The organism is Brevibacterium sp. R8603A2 (genome assembly GCF_023072605.1).
GTDB lineage: Bacteria > Actinomycetota > Actinomycetes > Actinomycetales > Brevibacteriaceae > Brevibacterium > Brevibacterium pityocampae.
In genome coordinates this window covers 1-12,981 of record NZ_JALLGN010000012.1, presented here as the reverse complement: position 1 = coordinate 12,981, position 12,981 = coordinate 1, and the positions used below count along the sequence as shown (strand labels likewise).

The window sequence follows — 12,981 nt, the reverse complement described above, 5'->3', positions numbered from 1 at the left end:
CTCACTCCCGTCCTCGGAGCTTGGGGTCCATCCGGTCGCGCAGTCCGTCGCCCAGCAGGTTGAAGCCGAGCACGGCGATCGCGATGAACAGGCCGGGGAACAGTGCGAGCTCCGGCCGGGTGCCGAGGAACTGCTGGGACTCCTGGAGCATCCGGCCCCAGGACGGGGTGGGTGCCTGGGTGCCGAGGCCCAGGAACGACAGGCCGGCCTCGGCGAGCACGGCGAGCGCGAACGCGACCGAGCCCTGGACGACGACCATCCCGGCGATGTTCGGCAGCACGTGGCGCGCGGCGATCGCCGGCGCACGCCGGTTCGCAGCGCGCGCGGCCATGACGTACTCGGTGCTCATCACCTGCATCGTGCCCGAGCGGGCGACGCGGGCGAACCCCGGGATCGAGGCGATGCCGAGCGCCACCATCGCCGGTCCCGTGCCCGGCCCGTAGACCGCGGAGAACACGATCGCGAGCAGGAGCGCCGGGAACGCGAGCAGGAGGTCGTTGCCGCGCATGATGAGCCCGGAGAGGATCCCGCTGTTCGTCATCCCGGCGATGATGCCCAGCGGTACGCCGATGAGCATCGCGATCGCGACGGACACGATGCCCACGAGCAGGGTGATCCGGGAGCCGTACATGATCCAGGTGAAGGTGTCGCGGCCGTACCGGTCGGTGCCGAACCAGTGGTCCCCCGTCATCCCCTGCAGGCGGTCGTCCGGGACGGCCTGCGTCGGGTCGTACGGGGTCCACAGGTAGGACACGAGCGCCATGAGGACGACGATCCCGACGAGCACCACCCCGATGACGAGCGAGGCGTTCCAGCCGACCCGCTGCCGGGCGGGCGCCGCCGGGCCGGTCGGATCGGTGCTGTCCGGGTCGGTGCCGTCCGGGGCCGTGCGGTGCTGGTCCGCGCCGTGCTGGTCGGTGCTGCGAGGGTCGTTCCCGTTCGGGATCGGACTGCGCGGAGCTGACCCGGCCGTCGCGGCGGGAGCGGTGCGCGCCGCCGCCGACGGTTCGGGAGCGGCGGGGTCCGGGTGCTGCGGTTCGGGGGTCATGCGGCCCTCCTGACACGCGGGTCGAGCACGCTGTAGAGGAGATCGACGATGAGGTTGAGGAGCAGGACGAGGACGACGAGCACCATGACGATGCCCTGCACCGTGAGGAGGTCGCGGTTGGACACGGCGCGGACGAGCTCGGAGCCCATCCCCGGCAGCACGAACACCTGTTCGATGACGACGGCGCCGATGAGCAGCGTGGCCAGCTGCACGCCGGCGACGGTGACGACCGGGATCGCGGCGTTGCGCAGGCCGTGCTTGACGAGCGCGCGGCCGGCGGTGAGCCCCTTGGCGCGGGCGGTGCGGAGGAAGTCCTCGCGCATGACCTCGAGCACGGCCGAGCGCACGTAGCGGGTGAGGATCGCGGCCTGCACGAGCGCGAGCGCGGTGACGGGCAGGACGAGCCGCTCGAGGAACTCCCCGATCCCCTCGATCGGGGCCCGCCAGCCGCTCGACGGGAACCAGCCGAGGCCGAGCGAGAAGATCATCACCAGGATGATCGCGGCGAGGAAGTTCGGGATCGCGATGCCCACCTGCGAGGCGCCGGAGATCGCCACGCCGGCGGCACGGTTGTGGAACACCGCGGCGGCGGTGCCGAGCGGCACCGCGATGAGCAGCGCGAGCGCCATCGAGGCGATGACGACGATGAGCGTGACCTGGATCGAGTCCGAGATCACCGGGGTGATGTCGGCCTCGGTGACGTAGGAGCGGCCGAAGTCGCCGATGACGACCCCGCCGATCCAGTCGAGGTACTGGACGACGAGGGGGCGGTCGAGCCCGTACTCGGCCTCGAGCCGGGCGACCGCCTCGGGTGTGGCGTTCGTGCCGAGCGCCACCTGCGCGGCGTTGCCGGGCAGCACCTGCATGAGGGCGAACACGATGATCGAGGCGATCCAGGCGGTGAGGAGGAACTGGAGCACCCGGACGAGGACATAGCGCAGCATCGGTGTCAGGATCCCGCCGTCAGCTCCACGAGAGCGTGGCGATCGGGAACGCGTCGGACACCCAGTTCTCCGGCAGGCCCTGCACCGCGGGGTCGGCGACGATGAGGTTGGGGAAGAGGAAGGCGAAGCCGGCTCCGGCGTCCTCGGTGATCGTCCGGGCGACCTCCTTCATGCCCTCGACGTACTCCTCCTCGGTGCCGGCATCGGCCTGCGCGGCGAGCTCGTCGATCCGGGTGTGGTCGTAGCCGGTGTAGGACCCCTCGCCGAACACGGTGAGGATGTCGCGTGCCTCGACGTGGTTGATCACCGACATGTCGTAGTCGTGGTTGGTGAAGGTCCGGTCGAGCCACACCGCCGGGAACTCCTGGGACTCGATCGTCGCCGACAGACCGGCCTCCTCGAGCTGGGACACGACGATGTCGCCGATCGCGGTGGCGTACGGGAGGTTGGGCACCGCGAAGCGGATCTCCTCGCCGGCGATCCCGGCCTCCTCGACGAGCTCCTGGGCCTTCTCCACGTCGTGCTCCCACACCCCGGTGAGGTCCTCGTAGTAGGGGTCGGTGGGCGGCACCATGCCGCCGATGAGCGTGCCGTAGCCGCCCCAGGCGGTGTCGAGGATCGTCTGCTCGTCGATCGCGTAGAGGACCGCCTCGCGCGCCTTCTGGTCGGCGAACACGCCGTCGGCGTTGTTCATCGAGAGCACGACCTCACCGTTCGAGGTCCCCTCGATGACCTGGAACTCGGTGGACTCGAGCTCGCCGGCGAGCTCGGGGGCCTGGAGGTTGCCGATGACGTCGACCTCCCCCGAGCGCAGCGCATTCGTCGCGGCGACGGAGTCGCGGAAGTACTTGAAGGTGACCTCCTCGAGCGCCGGGGCCTCGCCCCAGTAGTCGTCGCGGGCGTCGAACACGATCTCCTGGCCGCGGGTGAAGGCCGAGACCTCGAAGGGTCCGGTGCCGACGGCCTGGTTCGCGAGGTCGTTGACGGCGTCCTCGCTGAACACCGCACCGACGAGCGAGGCGAGGTCGAACAGCCAGCGGTTCGAGGGCTGGGTGAGCGTGATCGTCACGGTGGAGTCGTCGGGCGTCTCGATGCTCTCGACGATGTCCATCTTCGTCTTGAGCTGGTTCTGCCAGGCGTCGGACTTCACGCGCTCGTACGAGAACTTGACGTCGGAGGAGGTGAACTCGTCCCCGTTGGAGAACGTCACCCCGTCCTGCAGGTCGAAGGTGTACTCGGTCCGGTCCTCGCTGACCTCCCAGCTCGTCGCGAGCGCGGGCTGGAGCTCACCGGACTGGTCGATCCGCACGAGCGATTCGTAGACGTTCTCCATGAGCGCCTGCGGGATGGCGGCACCGGCTGTCGTGGTGAAGTCGAGGTTGACCGGCTCCGCGGTGTGCGCGACGACCATGTCGGTGCGGGACTCGCCGCCCTCGCCCTCACTCGTGCTGCTCGCGCCGGCGCTGCATGCGCTCGCGGTGAGCGCGATCGCGGCGGCGGCCGCCAGGGTTCCGATGACGCGACGATGTCCCATGGATCTCCTCATTCTCACTGTGCCCGCGGCGATGCCGCCGCTGCCGGGCGCACCCGAGTGCCGAACGATCGTTCGGCCAGTCTGGATCACAGTGTAGCGGAGATCACGTCCTGGTCAGCAGGGTGATCGCAGAATGTCGGGCCGCCGCCGGCGCTCGCCGTGCGGACAGTCGACGCCCGCCGTCCGGACGGTGTGGGCAGGCGGCCGGCGCAGCCTCAGCGCAGCGCCGGCGGGAGGTCCGCGGCGAGAGCGGTGAGAGCGAGGAACCGGTGGGACCGGGCGTTCTTCTCCGCCGCGGTGAGCTCTGCGGCGGTGCGCTCCTCGCCCTCGGGGACGAAGATCGGGTCGTAGCCGAAGCCGTTGTCCCCGCGCGGCGAGCGGATGAGGCGGCCGGTGAACCGGCCCCGGTGCACCCGCTCCGCCCCGTCGGGTCCGACGTAGGCCGCGGCGCACACGAAGGCCGCGCCGCGGTGCTCATCGGGCACGTCGGCGAGCTGGTCGAGGAGCAGCCGGAGGTTCGCGGCGTCGTCGCCGTGGCGGCCGGCCCAGCGGGCGGAGAAGATCCCGGGCGCCCCGCCGAGCACGTCGACGGCGAGCCCGGAGTCGTCGGCGATCGCCGGCAGCCCGGAGGCCGCGGCCGCCGAGTGCGCCTTGAGCAGGGCGTTGGCCTCGAAGGTCACGCCGGTCTCGGCGACCTCGGGCAGGTCGAGGTCGGCAGCGGTGAGCACCTCGACGTCCTCGCCCAGCGCCTGCCCCAGGATCGCGGCGAGCTCGACCCGCTTCTTCTCGTTGCGGGTCGCGAGCACGAAGCGCCGGGTCATCAGCGCTCCAGCGGGGCGGCGAGCGCGGTGCGCTGGATCTCGGTGAGCCGGGCGCAGCCGGTGGTCGCGAGGTCGAGCATGGTGCCGAGCTCGGTGCGGTCGAACGGCGCGCCCTCGGCGGTGCCCTGCACCTCGACGAAGGCGCCGGAGCCGGTCATCACGACGTTCATGTCGGTCTGCGCGGTGGAGTCCTCGACATAGGGCAGGTCGAGGACCGCGGTGCCGTCGACGATCCCCACGCTCACCGCGGCGACGGAGTCGGTGAGCGGGTCGACCGCGGCGGGGATCCAGCCGCGACTGCGGCCGGTGGAGATCGCATCGGCGAGCGCGACGTAGGCCCCGGTGATCGCCGCGGTGCGGGTGCCGCCGTCGGCCTGGAGCACGTCGCAGTCGAGCTGCAGAGTGTTCTCCCCGAGCGCCTTCATGTCGACCACCGCGCGCAGCGCGCGGCCGATGAGGCGGGAGATCTCGTGCGTCCGGCCGCCGACCTTGCCCTTGATCGATTCGCGCGCGCTGCGGGTGTTCGTGGCGCGCGGGAGCATCGCGTACTCAGCGGTCACCCAGCCGCGTCCCTGGCCCTTGAGCCAGCGGGGCACGCCCTCGGTGAGTGAAGCCGCGCAGAGCACCCGGGTGCGCCCGAACTCGACGAGCACGCTCCCCTCCGCATGGTCGAGCCAGCCGCGGGTGATCCGCACCTCGCGCAGCTCGTCGACTGCGCGTCCGTCGGGTCGTGTCATCGGGTCTCCTCGAAGGTGGGCCGGCCGGCGGCCGGGATGGGGTCGATGGTCCAGGCGCCGCCGGGGGCGGCGACGCCGATCGGGCCGGCGAATTCGGCCGCGGCTTCGGCGCGCACGGTCCCGGTGTCGGTCCACGGCGGGATGTGGGTGAGGACGAGCGCCCGTGCCGCGGCCGCGGTCGCGACCCGGCCGGCGCGCAGGCCCGTGAGGTGGATGCCGCGCACCGTGTCGCGGTCCTCCTGGAACGCCGCCTCGCACAGGAACACGTCGGCGTCCCGGGCGGCGGCGACGAGCGCCTCGCACTCGTCGGAGTCCCCGGAGTAGGTGAGCACGCCGCCGTCGGACCCGGTGACCCGCAGGGCGTAGGCCTCCACCGGGTGATCGACGAGGAAGGACTCGATCGCGAAGGGCCCCACCTCGAAGCGGGCCCCGGGCGTGATGTCGTGGAAGGCGAACACCGTGGTGAGGTCGGTCTCGTGCGCCTGCTCGGCGCACGGGCTCAGCCCCGGGTCGGTGTGGTAGGCCGCGGCGAGCCGCCGCTCGGTGCCGGCCGGCCCCCACACCGGGAGCGGGGCGCGCCCGCCGCCGGGTTCCCCGGTGGTGAAGAAGTGATCGGGGTCGTAGCAGCGATGGACGTAGAGGCCGGTGACGTCGAGGCAGTGGTCCGGGTGGAGGTGGGTGAGGACGACGGCGTCGATCTGGGCCGGAGAGCAGTGGGCCTGGAGCGCGCCCAGCGCACCGCTGCCGAGGTCGAGCAGGATCCGGTGCGTGCGGCCGCCCGCCTCGGCTTCGAGGAGGTAGCAGCTCGCCGCCGAGGTGGGTCCGGGGAACGAGCCCGAGGTGCCGATCGCGGTGAGCCGCATCAGGGGTCCTCTTTCTCGGGTGGGGTGAGGGAGTCGAGCAGGATCCCGGCCAGGCGCTCCTGCGCCCAGGTCAGGAAGTCGTACACGGTGACGAGCATCGCCTCGCTGTCGGGCAGCTCCTCCTCGCGGGCGTAGAGGTCCTCGAGGTCGGCGTCGGTCTCGAGACCGAGCCGGCTCGCGACGACGAGCCGCACATCGGTGAGCGCGGTCAGCCATGCGCGCTGCGCGGGACCGTCGAGCTCGACGCGGCCGCTCGCCCCGAGCGAGTGGAGGGCGATCCGGAGATTGGCGAGCTTGGACTCGCGGAGGTCGAGGTCGGTGAGGCGGCGGAACTCCGCGGAGCGCTCGGGATCGTCGGGGTCGACGTCGGGCAGGAGCCGCAGGAGTGCGGGGTCGGTGGGGCGCTCGACCTCGCCGCCCATCCCGACGAGCCGGGCGAGCTGCTCGGCCTCGCTGAGCTCACCGGCGTCCCGTCCCTCGTCATGGCCGAGCAGGGCGGCGGTGTCGGAGAACACGGAGACGAAGACGCTCTTCTCCGCGCTGCTGAGATCGAGGCGGGCGGTGCCGCGGGGTCCGGGGGTGATCTTCACTCAGGAGTCTCCCTGGTCGGCCCGGCGACAGGCGGCCCACAGGCCGAACCCGTGCATCGCCGCGGTGTCGCGCTCCATCTGCTCGCGGGAGCCGGTGGCGACGACGGAGCGGCCGTCCTCGTGGACCTCGTACATGAGCTTCTCCGACTTGAGGCGGGAGTAGCCGAAGTAGCTCTGGAAGACGTAGGTGACATAGCTCATGAGATTGACCGGATCGTTGAACACGATGGTCACCCAGGGGGTCTCCGGCCGGGTCCCGGTCCGGACCTCGACCTCAGGTTCCAGTACGGCCTGGGAGCCCGCGGAGGTGGATGTCACCCGTCCACTGTAAGCGATCCCGCGCAGCTCGACGGCCCGGAAGTGTGCAATAGGATCGTCCTTATGAGTGATCTCACACCCTCGTCGCCGTCGACGGCGCTATTCACCGACCACTACGAGCTCACCATGCTCCAGGCCGCGCTCGCCGCGGGCACCGCGCAGCGACGCAGCGTGTTCGAGGTGTTCGGCAGACGGCTGCCGCACGGTCGCCGCTACGGTGTGGTCGCCGGCACCGGTCGGATCCTCGAGATGCTCCGGGACTTCCGCTTCACGGGTGAAGAGATCGACTTCCTCCGCAGCACGGGCGTCGTCGACGCCCCCACCCTCGACTGGCTCGCCGACTACCGGTTCAGCGGCACGATCCGCGGCTACGCCGAGGGCGAGGTCTATTTCCCCGGATCGCCGCTGCTGTCCGTGGAATCGAGCTTCGCCGAGGGCGTCGTGCTCGAGACCCTCATCCTGTCCGCCCTCAACTACGACACCGCGGTGGCCTCGGCGGCCTCCCGGATGAGCGGCGCCGCCGGGGACCGGCCGTGCGCGGAGATGGGCTCGCGCCGCACCCATGAGGCCGCCGCCGTCGCCGCCGCGCGCGCCGCCGTCATCGCCGGTTTCGCATCGACGTCGAACCTCGAGGCCGGGCGCCGCTACGGCCTGCGCACGATCGGCACCTCGGCCCATTCCTTCACCCTCCTCCACGACACCGAGCGGCAGGCCTTCGCCGCCCAGGTGGACTCGCTCGGGAAGGACACGATCCTCCTCCTCGACACCTACGACGTCGACACCGCGCTCGACACCGCGATCGAGATCGCCGGCCCGGAGCTCGGCGGGGTGCGGCTCGACTCCGGCGACCTCGGGATCCAGGCCCACGAGGTGCGCGAGAAGCTCGACGCGCGGGGGGCGCGGAACACCAAGATCACCGTGACGAGCGATCTCGACGAGTACGCGATCGCCGCGCTGCAGGCCGCCCCGGTCGACGCCTACGGGGTCGGCACCCGCGTGGTCACCGGCTCCGGCGCACCGACGGCGAGTCTCGTCTACAAGCTCGTCGCACGCCAGGGAGCCGAAGGCACCTGGGTATCGGTGGAGAAGGCGTCGAAGTCCAAGGCCTCGCACGGCGGCATCAAGCAGGCGGTGCGCAGCTACGACGGGTCGATCGCGACCGAGGAGTCGATCGGCGTTCCCGCTCTCCCGGCGGACTTCGACGGCCGGGCGCTGCTCGTCGACCTCGTCGTCGACGGGGAGATCGACGACGCGTTCACCGGGGCCGAGGGCGTGCGCCGCGCGCAGGTGCGGCACGCGGAGTCCGTCGGCGAGCTGCCGCGCTCGGCGCACCGCCTGCAGGACGGCGAGCCGGCGATCCCCACGGTGTACTACTCCGGCTGAGCCGCCGGCTCAGGAGCGGCCGACGAACCAGGCCTGGAGCTTCTTGATCCGGGCCTGGATCTGTGCGCGGCTCGCCTGCGCGACCGCCGGCCCGCCGCAGGCGGCGCGGAGCTCGACGTGGATCTTGCCGTGCGGCTTGCCCGTACGGCGCGCCCAGGCGCCGACGAGGCTCTGCAGCTGGTTCCGCTCCTCCTTGAGCGCGCGGTGCTCGAGCTCGTCGCCGGTGTCGGCGACCGGCCCGGGTCCGGCCCCGTTGGTCTTGCGCTTCGTCTGCTCGGCCTGGCGGGTGCGCAGCAGCGCGGTGACCTGGTCGGGTTCGAGCAGGCCGGGCAGGCCGATGAAGTCGAGCTCGTCGTCCGAGCCGACCGCTCCCCCGGCGCCGAACTCGCCGCCGTCGAACAGCACCCGATCGAACGACGCCTGTGCGTCGAGGGCCTCGAAGGCCCCGAGCAGGTCGTCGGGGGCGGACTCCGACTGATTGGCGCGCTCGAGCGCCTCGTCGTCGAAGGTCACCGTGCCGTCGTCGTCGGGGTCCGGCTTCCGATCGAGCGCGTGGTCGCGCTCGGCCTCGAGCTGGTTGGCCAGTGCGAGGAGGATCGGCACGCTTGGGAGGAAGATCGAGGCGGTCTCCCCACGCCGCCGGGCGCGCACGAAGCGGCCGATCGCCTGCGCGAAGAACAGCGGGGTCGAAGAGGAGGTGGCATACACGCCGACGGCGAGCCGCGGCACGTCGACGCCCTCGGACACCATCCGCACGGCGACCATCCAGCGGCGCTCGGAGTCCTGGAACTCCTCGATCCGCCGGCTCGCCCCGGCCTCGTCCGACAGGACGACGGTGACCGGCTCCCCGGTCAGCTCCGTGAGGCGCTTCGCATAGGCGCGCGCGGTCTCCTGATCGGTGGCGATGACGAGCCCGCCGGCGTCGGGGACGGTGCGGCGGACCTCGGTGAGGCGCCGGTCCGCGGCGGTGAGCACGGCGGGGATCCATTCGCCCCTGGGGTCGAGCGCGGTGCGCCAGGCCTGGGCGTGGATGTCCTTCGTCGCCTCGGCGCCGAGCACCGCCGACATCTCGTCGCCGGTCTTCGTCCGCCAGCGCATCTGGCCGGAGTACGTCATGAAGATCACCGGGCGCACCACGCCGTCGCTGAGCGCCCGGGAGTAGCCGTAGGAGTAGTCCGACTGGGAGGTGCGGATGCCCTCGTCGTCGGGCGCGTACTCGACGAACGGGATCGCCGAGGTGTCGGAGCGGAAGGGCGTGCCGGTGAGCGACAGCCGGCGCCGGGCGGGCTCGAAGGCCTCCCGGATCGCCTCGCCCCAGGACAGGCTGTCGCCGGCGTGGTGGATCTCGTCGAGGATGACGAGGGTGCGCGCGGCCGCGGTCCGGTTGTGGTGGAGCACCGGCTTCGCCGCGACCTGCGCGTAGGTCACCGCCACACCGTGGAAGCCGACGCCGTGGCGGCCCTGGCTGTTCTTGAAGTGCGGGTCGAGCCGGATGCCCACGCGCCCGGCGGCGTCGGCCCACTGCGTCTTGAGGTGCTCGGTGGGCGCGACGACGGTCACCCGGTCGACCTTCTGCTGGGCGAGGAGCTCGGCGGCCAGCCGGAGGGCGAACGTCGTCTTGCCGGCGCCGGGCGTGGCGACGGCGAGGAAGTCGCGCGGTTCGGTGCGGAAGTACTGATCCAGGGCCTCGGCCTGCCAGGCACGCAGCTTGCCCGCGGTTCCCCACGCGGCGCGTTCGGGGAATGCGGGTGGCAGGTGCTCTGCCGCTGAGGTTCCCGGGACCCTCTGCGGACCCGTCATCTACTCCTGGGGTCCTTCGGGCATCGTCTCGAAGATCTCCTTGCACTTGGGGCACACCGGGAACCGCTCGGGGTCACGGGTGGGCACCCACACCTTGCCGCACAGCGCGATGAGCGGGGTGCCGGTGACCATGGACTCCATGATCTTCGCCTTGGGTGCGTAGTGGGAGAAGCGCTCGTGGTCGCCGGGCTCGACGAGCTGCTCCTGGGCCTGGCGCTCGATCGTGGCGGCGCCGCCGGACTGCGGAATGGTTTCGGACATGCCCCCATTCTAGGACTCCTAGACTGGAGTGCATGTCCGACGACCCTCGCCCCACGCCCGCCGGCCACCCGCCCGCCGCACCCGTCGACCCGTCTCCGGCGTCCCCTGAGGCGCGCCCACCAGGCCGTTCCGCGGCCGTCGGGGACCCGGGGTTCGTCGACGCATACCGGGGTCTGGCCGCGGAGATCTCCCGGGGTGTCGCGGTTCTCACATGCCTGCGCGCCGGGAAGCCGCAGGCGATCACCGTCGACTCGTTCCTCGACGTGTCATGGGACCCGCCGACTATGGCGGTGAGCGTGTACAGCGGTTCGCGGATGATGGAGGCGCTCGAACGCGCCGACTCCTGGGCGCTCAGCGTCCTGTCCGCGCAGCAGAAGGGGACGGCGCAGTGGCTGGGCGAGCCCGGGCAGCCGCTCCACGGCGTCCTCGACCCGGTCCCGACGTTCCGCTCCCCCGGCGGGCTGCCGATCGTCGCCGAGGCGCCGGTGTGGTTCGAGCTCGCGCTGACGCAGCGGCTGGAGGTCGCCACGCACACACTCATCGTCGGCGAGGTCCGGACATGCGGAACGGCCGGCACCCGGGGCACCGGCCGTCCGCTCATCCGGTTCGGGGAGGGGTACGGGACGTTCGCGCCCCGCGCCGGTTCCTCCTAGGGCTCCCGGGGCCCGGGGCCCGGCCGCGTCGCCGCGATCGCTCCGCACTGTTCCCCACCTACGGGGTCTGCGGGAGGGGTACGCCGGGCGGTACGCGGCTCAGACGACTCCCTGGGCCCGCATCGCCTCGGCGACGCGGACGAAGCCGGCGATGTTCGCCCCGGCAACGTAGTCGCCGGGGGTGCCGTACTGTTCGGCGGCGGCCGCGCAGCGCTCGTGGATGCCGGACATGATCTCGTCGAGCTTGTGCTCGGTGTAGGCGAAGTCCCAGCTGTCGCGCGAGGCGTTCTGCTGCATCTCGAGGGCGCTCGTGGCCACGCCGCCGGCGTTCGCGGCCTTACCGGGGCCGAACAGCACGTTGCCCTCGGTGAAGATCCGCACGGCGGCCGGGGTGCACGGCATGTTCGCGCCCTCCGCCACGGCGACCACGCCGCCGGCGACGAGCGCCCGGGCCGAATCCTCGTCGAGCTCGTTCTGGGTGGCGCACGGCAGGGCGATGTCGGTGCTGATCTCCCACACGTTGCCGTCCTCGACGTAGCGGGCGCTCGAGCGCTGCTCCGCGTACTCGGAGATCCGCAGCCCGTCGGTGAGCTTGATCTGCTTCATGAGCGCGATGTCGATGCCCTCGCGGTCCTCGATGTAGCCCGAGGAGTCCGACATGCCGATGACCGTGGCGCCGAGCGCCTGGGCCTTCTCCGCGGCGTGGATCGCCACGTTGCCGGAGCCGGAGACGACGACGGACTTGCTGCCGAGGTCGATGCCACGGACGGCGAGCATCTCGCGGACGAAGAACACGAGACCGTAGCCGGTGGCCTCGGTGCGGACCATCGATCCGCCGTAGGCCAGCCCCTTGCCGGTGAGCACGCCGGCCTCGAAGCGATTGGTGATGCGGCGGAACTGGCCGAACAGATAGCCGATCTCGCGCTCGCCCACGCCGATGTCGCCGGCCGGCACGTCGGTGTACTCACCGATGTGCCGGTAGAGCTCGGTCATGAGCGACTGGCAGAAGCGCATGATCTCGAGATCGCTGCGCCCCTTGGGGTCGAAGTCGGAGCCGCCCTTGCCGCCGCCGATCGGCATGCCGGTGAGCGCGTTCTTGAAGGTCTGCTCGAAGCCGAGGAACTTGATGATGCCGGAGTTCACCGTCGGGTGGAAGCGCATGCCGCCCTTGTAGGGGCCGAGCGAGGAGTTGAACTCCACGCGGTAGGCACGGTTGATCTGCACCTGGCCGCTGTCGTCGACCCAGGGCACCCGGAAGATGATCTGGCGCTCGGGTTCGCAGAGACGTTCGATCGCGGCGAGCGAGAGGTACTCGGGGTGCTTCTCGACGACGGCTCCGAGGGAGTGCAGAACCTCGTGCGCGGCCTGGTGGAACTCGGACTCGCCGGGGTTCCTCCGCAGGACGGTGTCGAAGATCGGCTGAAGACTGGTATGCAAGGACATGAGTGCAATGATATGCGGTCGACCGATTGGTCCATCACCCAGCCCATCCCCCGAGACTCCCGCCCCTCCAGAGGTCGATATCCGAAGGTTCCTGAGAGCGGAACAGCCGATCTGTGCAAGGTCACCGTGGCCGACCGGAAGCCCCGCGACCGACCCGCAGCCCGGGACGCGCCCTCAACCGCAGAGACAACGCACTGACACCGGGTAGCGCACTCGCCGGCCAGCAACGAGGGATCTTGGCGAGACATCGGCATCCGGAGTCGAGGTGCCCGCGATGCGAAGCAGGACCGGAGCACATTCGGGGAGCCGGCAGCATCAAGGAAGACACCACGAATGCTGGGAGCTGCATCCGCGCCCCAATGGACGTGATGGGTGGCGGGACCCGCAGGGTTCACGGACCGAAGATGGTGCCGACCCCGGGGCGACGAATGGCAGCCACCGGAACCCGCGGTTCCGGGCTCTCCTATCGGTGGGTGGTGCTTCGTGGGTGAATGCGCGAAGGCACACCCCGACCGGGGTGTGCTTGGTGGTGAATGGGCGAAGGCCCCGGAACACTGGGTTTCGGGGCCTTCGCTCGTGAAGAATA

The 12,981-nt window shown here is 71.2% G+C and carries 13 protein-coding genes; 2 read left to right on the top strand and 11 right to left on the bottom strand.

The window, feature by feature from the left end; all coding sequences use genetic code 11:
- Position 1 precedes the first annotated feature (1 nt).
- The 8 genes from MTQ12_RS11970 to clpS all read right to left on the bottom strand — a co-directional run bounded on the left by MTQ12_RS11970 (position 2) and on the right by clpS (position 6,822).
- Positions 2-1,048, bottom strand: coding sequence for an ABC transporter permease (locus MTQ12_RS11970; RefSeq protein WP_137319132.1), 1,047 nt, complete (start codon positions 1,046-1,048; stop codon positions 2-4).
- A complete protein-coding gene (locus tag MTQ12_RS11965; RefSeq protein WP_137319131.1) occupies positions 1,045-1,992 on the bottom strand; it encodes an ABC transporter permease in 948 nt (315 codons plus the stop codon). Before MTQ12_RS11965 ends, MTQ12_RS11970 begins: the two co-directional genes overlap by 4 nt.
- Before the next feature lie 19 nt (positions 1,993-2,011).
- A complete protein-coding gene (locus MTQ12_RS11960; protein ID WP_247618788.1) occupies positions 2,012-3,526 on the bottom strand; it encodes an ABC transporter substrate-binding protein in 1,515 nt (504 codons plus the stop codon).
- A gap of 215 nt (positions 3,527-3,741) precedes the next feature.
- Positions 3,742-4,347 (bottom strand): RdgB/HAM1 family non-canonical purine NTP pyrophosphatase, encoded by a 606-nt coding sequence (rdgB, locus tag MTQ12_RS11955; protein ID WP_247618787.1) that lies wholly within the window; start codon positions 4,345-4,347, stop codon positions 3,742-3,744.
- On the bottom strand, positions 4,347-5,084 hold the full coding sequence (gene rph / locus MTQ12_RS11950) for a ribonuclease PH (protein WP_137319128.1): 738 nt from the start codon (positions 5,082-5,084) through the stop codon (positions 4,347-4,349). The genes rdgB and rph overlap by 1 nt, the downstream gene beginning before the upstream one ends.
- Entirely contained in the window at positions 5,081-5,947 is an 867-nt protein-coding gene (locus tag MTQ12_RS11945) for an MBL fold metallo-hydrolase (RefSeq protein WP_247618786.1), read from the bottom strand. The genes rph and MTQ12_RS11945 overlap by 4 nt, the downstream gene beginning before the upstream one ends.
- Positions 5,947-6,537, bottom strand: a complete 591-nt coding sequence (locus MTQ12_RS11940; protein ID WP_137319126.1) for a DUF2017 domain-containing protein — start codon at positions 6,535-6,537, stop codon at positions 5,947-5,949. The genes MTQ12_RS11945 and MTQ12_RS11940 overlap by 1 nt, the downstream gene beginning before the upstream one ends.
- Complete coding sequence (gene clpS / locus MTQ12_RS11935; protein ID WP_247618848.1) at positions 6,538-6,822, bottom strand: ATP-dependent Clp protease adapter ClpS; 285 nt, start codon at positions 6,820-6,822, stop codon at positions 6,538-6,540.
- 96 nt (positions 6,823-6,918) lie between these two features.
- Here clpS and MTQ12_RS11930 point away from each other — a divergent pair, with 96 nt between their 5' ends.
- Positions 6,919-8,238: a nicotinate phosphoribosyltransferase gene (locus MTQ12_RS11930; RefSeq protein WP_247618785.1), complete on the top strand. Its 1,320-nt coding sequence runs from the start codon at positions 6,919-6,921 to the stop codon at positions 8,236-8,238.
- Between the two features lie 9 nt (positions 8,239-8,247).
- Here the strand turns inward: MTQ12_RS11930 and MTQ12_RS11925 are convergent, their stop codons facing one another.
- Entirely contained in the window at positions 8,248-10,038 is a 1,791-nt protein-coding gene (locus MTQ12_RS11925) for a DEAD/DEAH box helicase (protein ID WP_247618784.1), read from the bottom strand.
- Positions 10,039-10,299, bottom strand: coding sequence for a DUF3039 domain-containing protein (locus tag MTQ12_RS11920; protein WP_137319122.1), 261 nt, complete (start codon positions 10,297-10,299; stop codon positions 10,039-10,041).
- A gap of 32 nt (positions 10,300-10,331) precedes the next feature.
- Here MTQ12_RS11920 and MTQ12_RS11915 point away from each other — a divergent pair, with 32 nt between their 5' ends.
- Entirely contained in the window at positions 10,332-10,952 is a 621-nt protein-coding gene (locus MTQ12_RS11915) for a flavin reductase family protein (RefSeq protein ID WP_247618783.1), read from the top strand.
- 99 nt (positions 10,953-11,051) lie between these two features.
- Here the strand turns inward: MTQ12_RS11915 and gdhA are convergent, their stop codons facing one another.
- Positions 11,052-12,395, bottom strand: a complete 1,344-nt coding sequence (gdhA, locus tag MTQ12_RS11910) for an NADP-specific glutamate dehydrogenase (RefSeq protein ID WP_175406908.1) — start codon at positions 12,393-12,395, stop codon at positions 11,052-11,054.
- Between the last annotated feature and the right edge of the window lie 586 nt (positions 12,396-12,981).

Excerpts from the sequence above, each read along its gene's own strand:
- MTQ12_RS11970 (WP_137319132.1), bottom strand. The coding sequence starts at position 1,048 with ATGACCCCCGAACCGCAGCACCCGGACCCCGCCGCTCCCGAACCGTCG.
- MTQ12_RS11965 (WP_137319131.1), bottom strand. The coding sequence starts at position 1,992 with ATGCTGCGCTATGTCCTCGTCCGGGTGCTCCAGTTCCTCCTCACCGCC.
- MTQ12_RS11960 (WP_247618788.1), bottom strand. The coding sequence starts at position 3,526 with ATGGGACATCGTCGCGTCATCGGAACCCTGGCGGCCGCCGCCGCGATC.
- rdgB (WP_247618787.1), bottom strand. The coding sequence starts at position 4,347 with ATGACCCGGCGCTTCGTGCTCGCGACCCGCAACGAGAAGAAGCGGGTC.
- rph (WP_137319128.1), bottom strand. The coding sequence starts at position 5,084 with ATGACACGACCCGACGGACGCGCAGTCGACGAGCTGCGCGAGGTGCGG.
- MTQ12_RS11945 (WP_247618786.1), bottom strand. The coding sequence starts at position 5,947 with ATGCGGCTCACCGCGATCGGCACCTCGGGCTCGTTCCCCGGACCCACC.
- MTQ12_RS11930 (WP_247618785.1), top strand. The coding sequence starts at position 6,919 with ATGAGTGATCTCACACCCTCGTCGCCGTCGACGGCGCTATTCACCGAC.
- MTQ12_RS11925 (WP_247618784.1), bottom strand. The coding sequence starts at position 10,038 with ATGACGGGTCCGCAGAGGGTCCCGGGAACCTCAGCGGCAGAGCACCTG.
- MTQ12_RS11920 (WP_137319122.1), bottom strand. The coding sequence starts at position 10,299 with ATGTCCGAAACCATTCCGCAGTCCGGCGGCGCCGCCACGATCGAGCGC.
- MTQ12_RS11915 (WP_247618783.1), top strand. The coding sequence starts at position 10,332 with ATGTCCGACGACCCTCGCCCCACGCCCGCCGGCCACCCGCCCGCCGCA.
- gdhA (WP_175406908.1), bottom strand. The coding sequence starts at position 12,395 with ATGTCCTTGCATACCAGTCTTCAGCCGATCTTCGACACCGTCCTGCGG.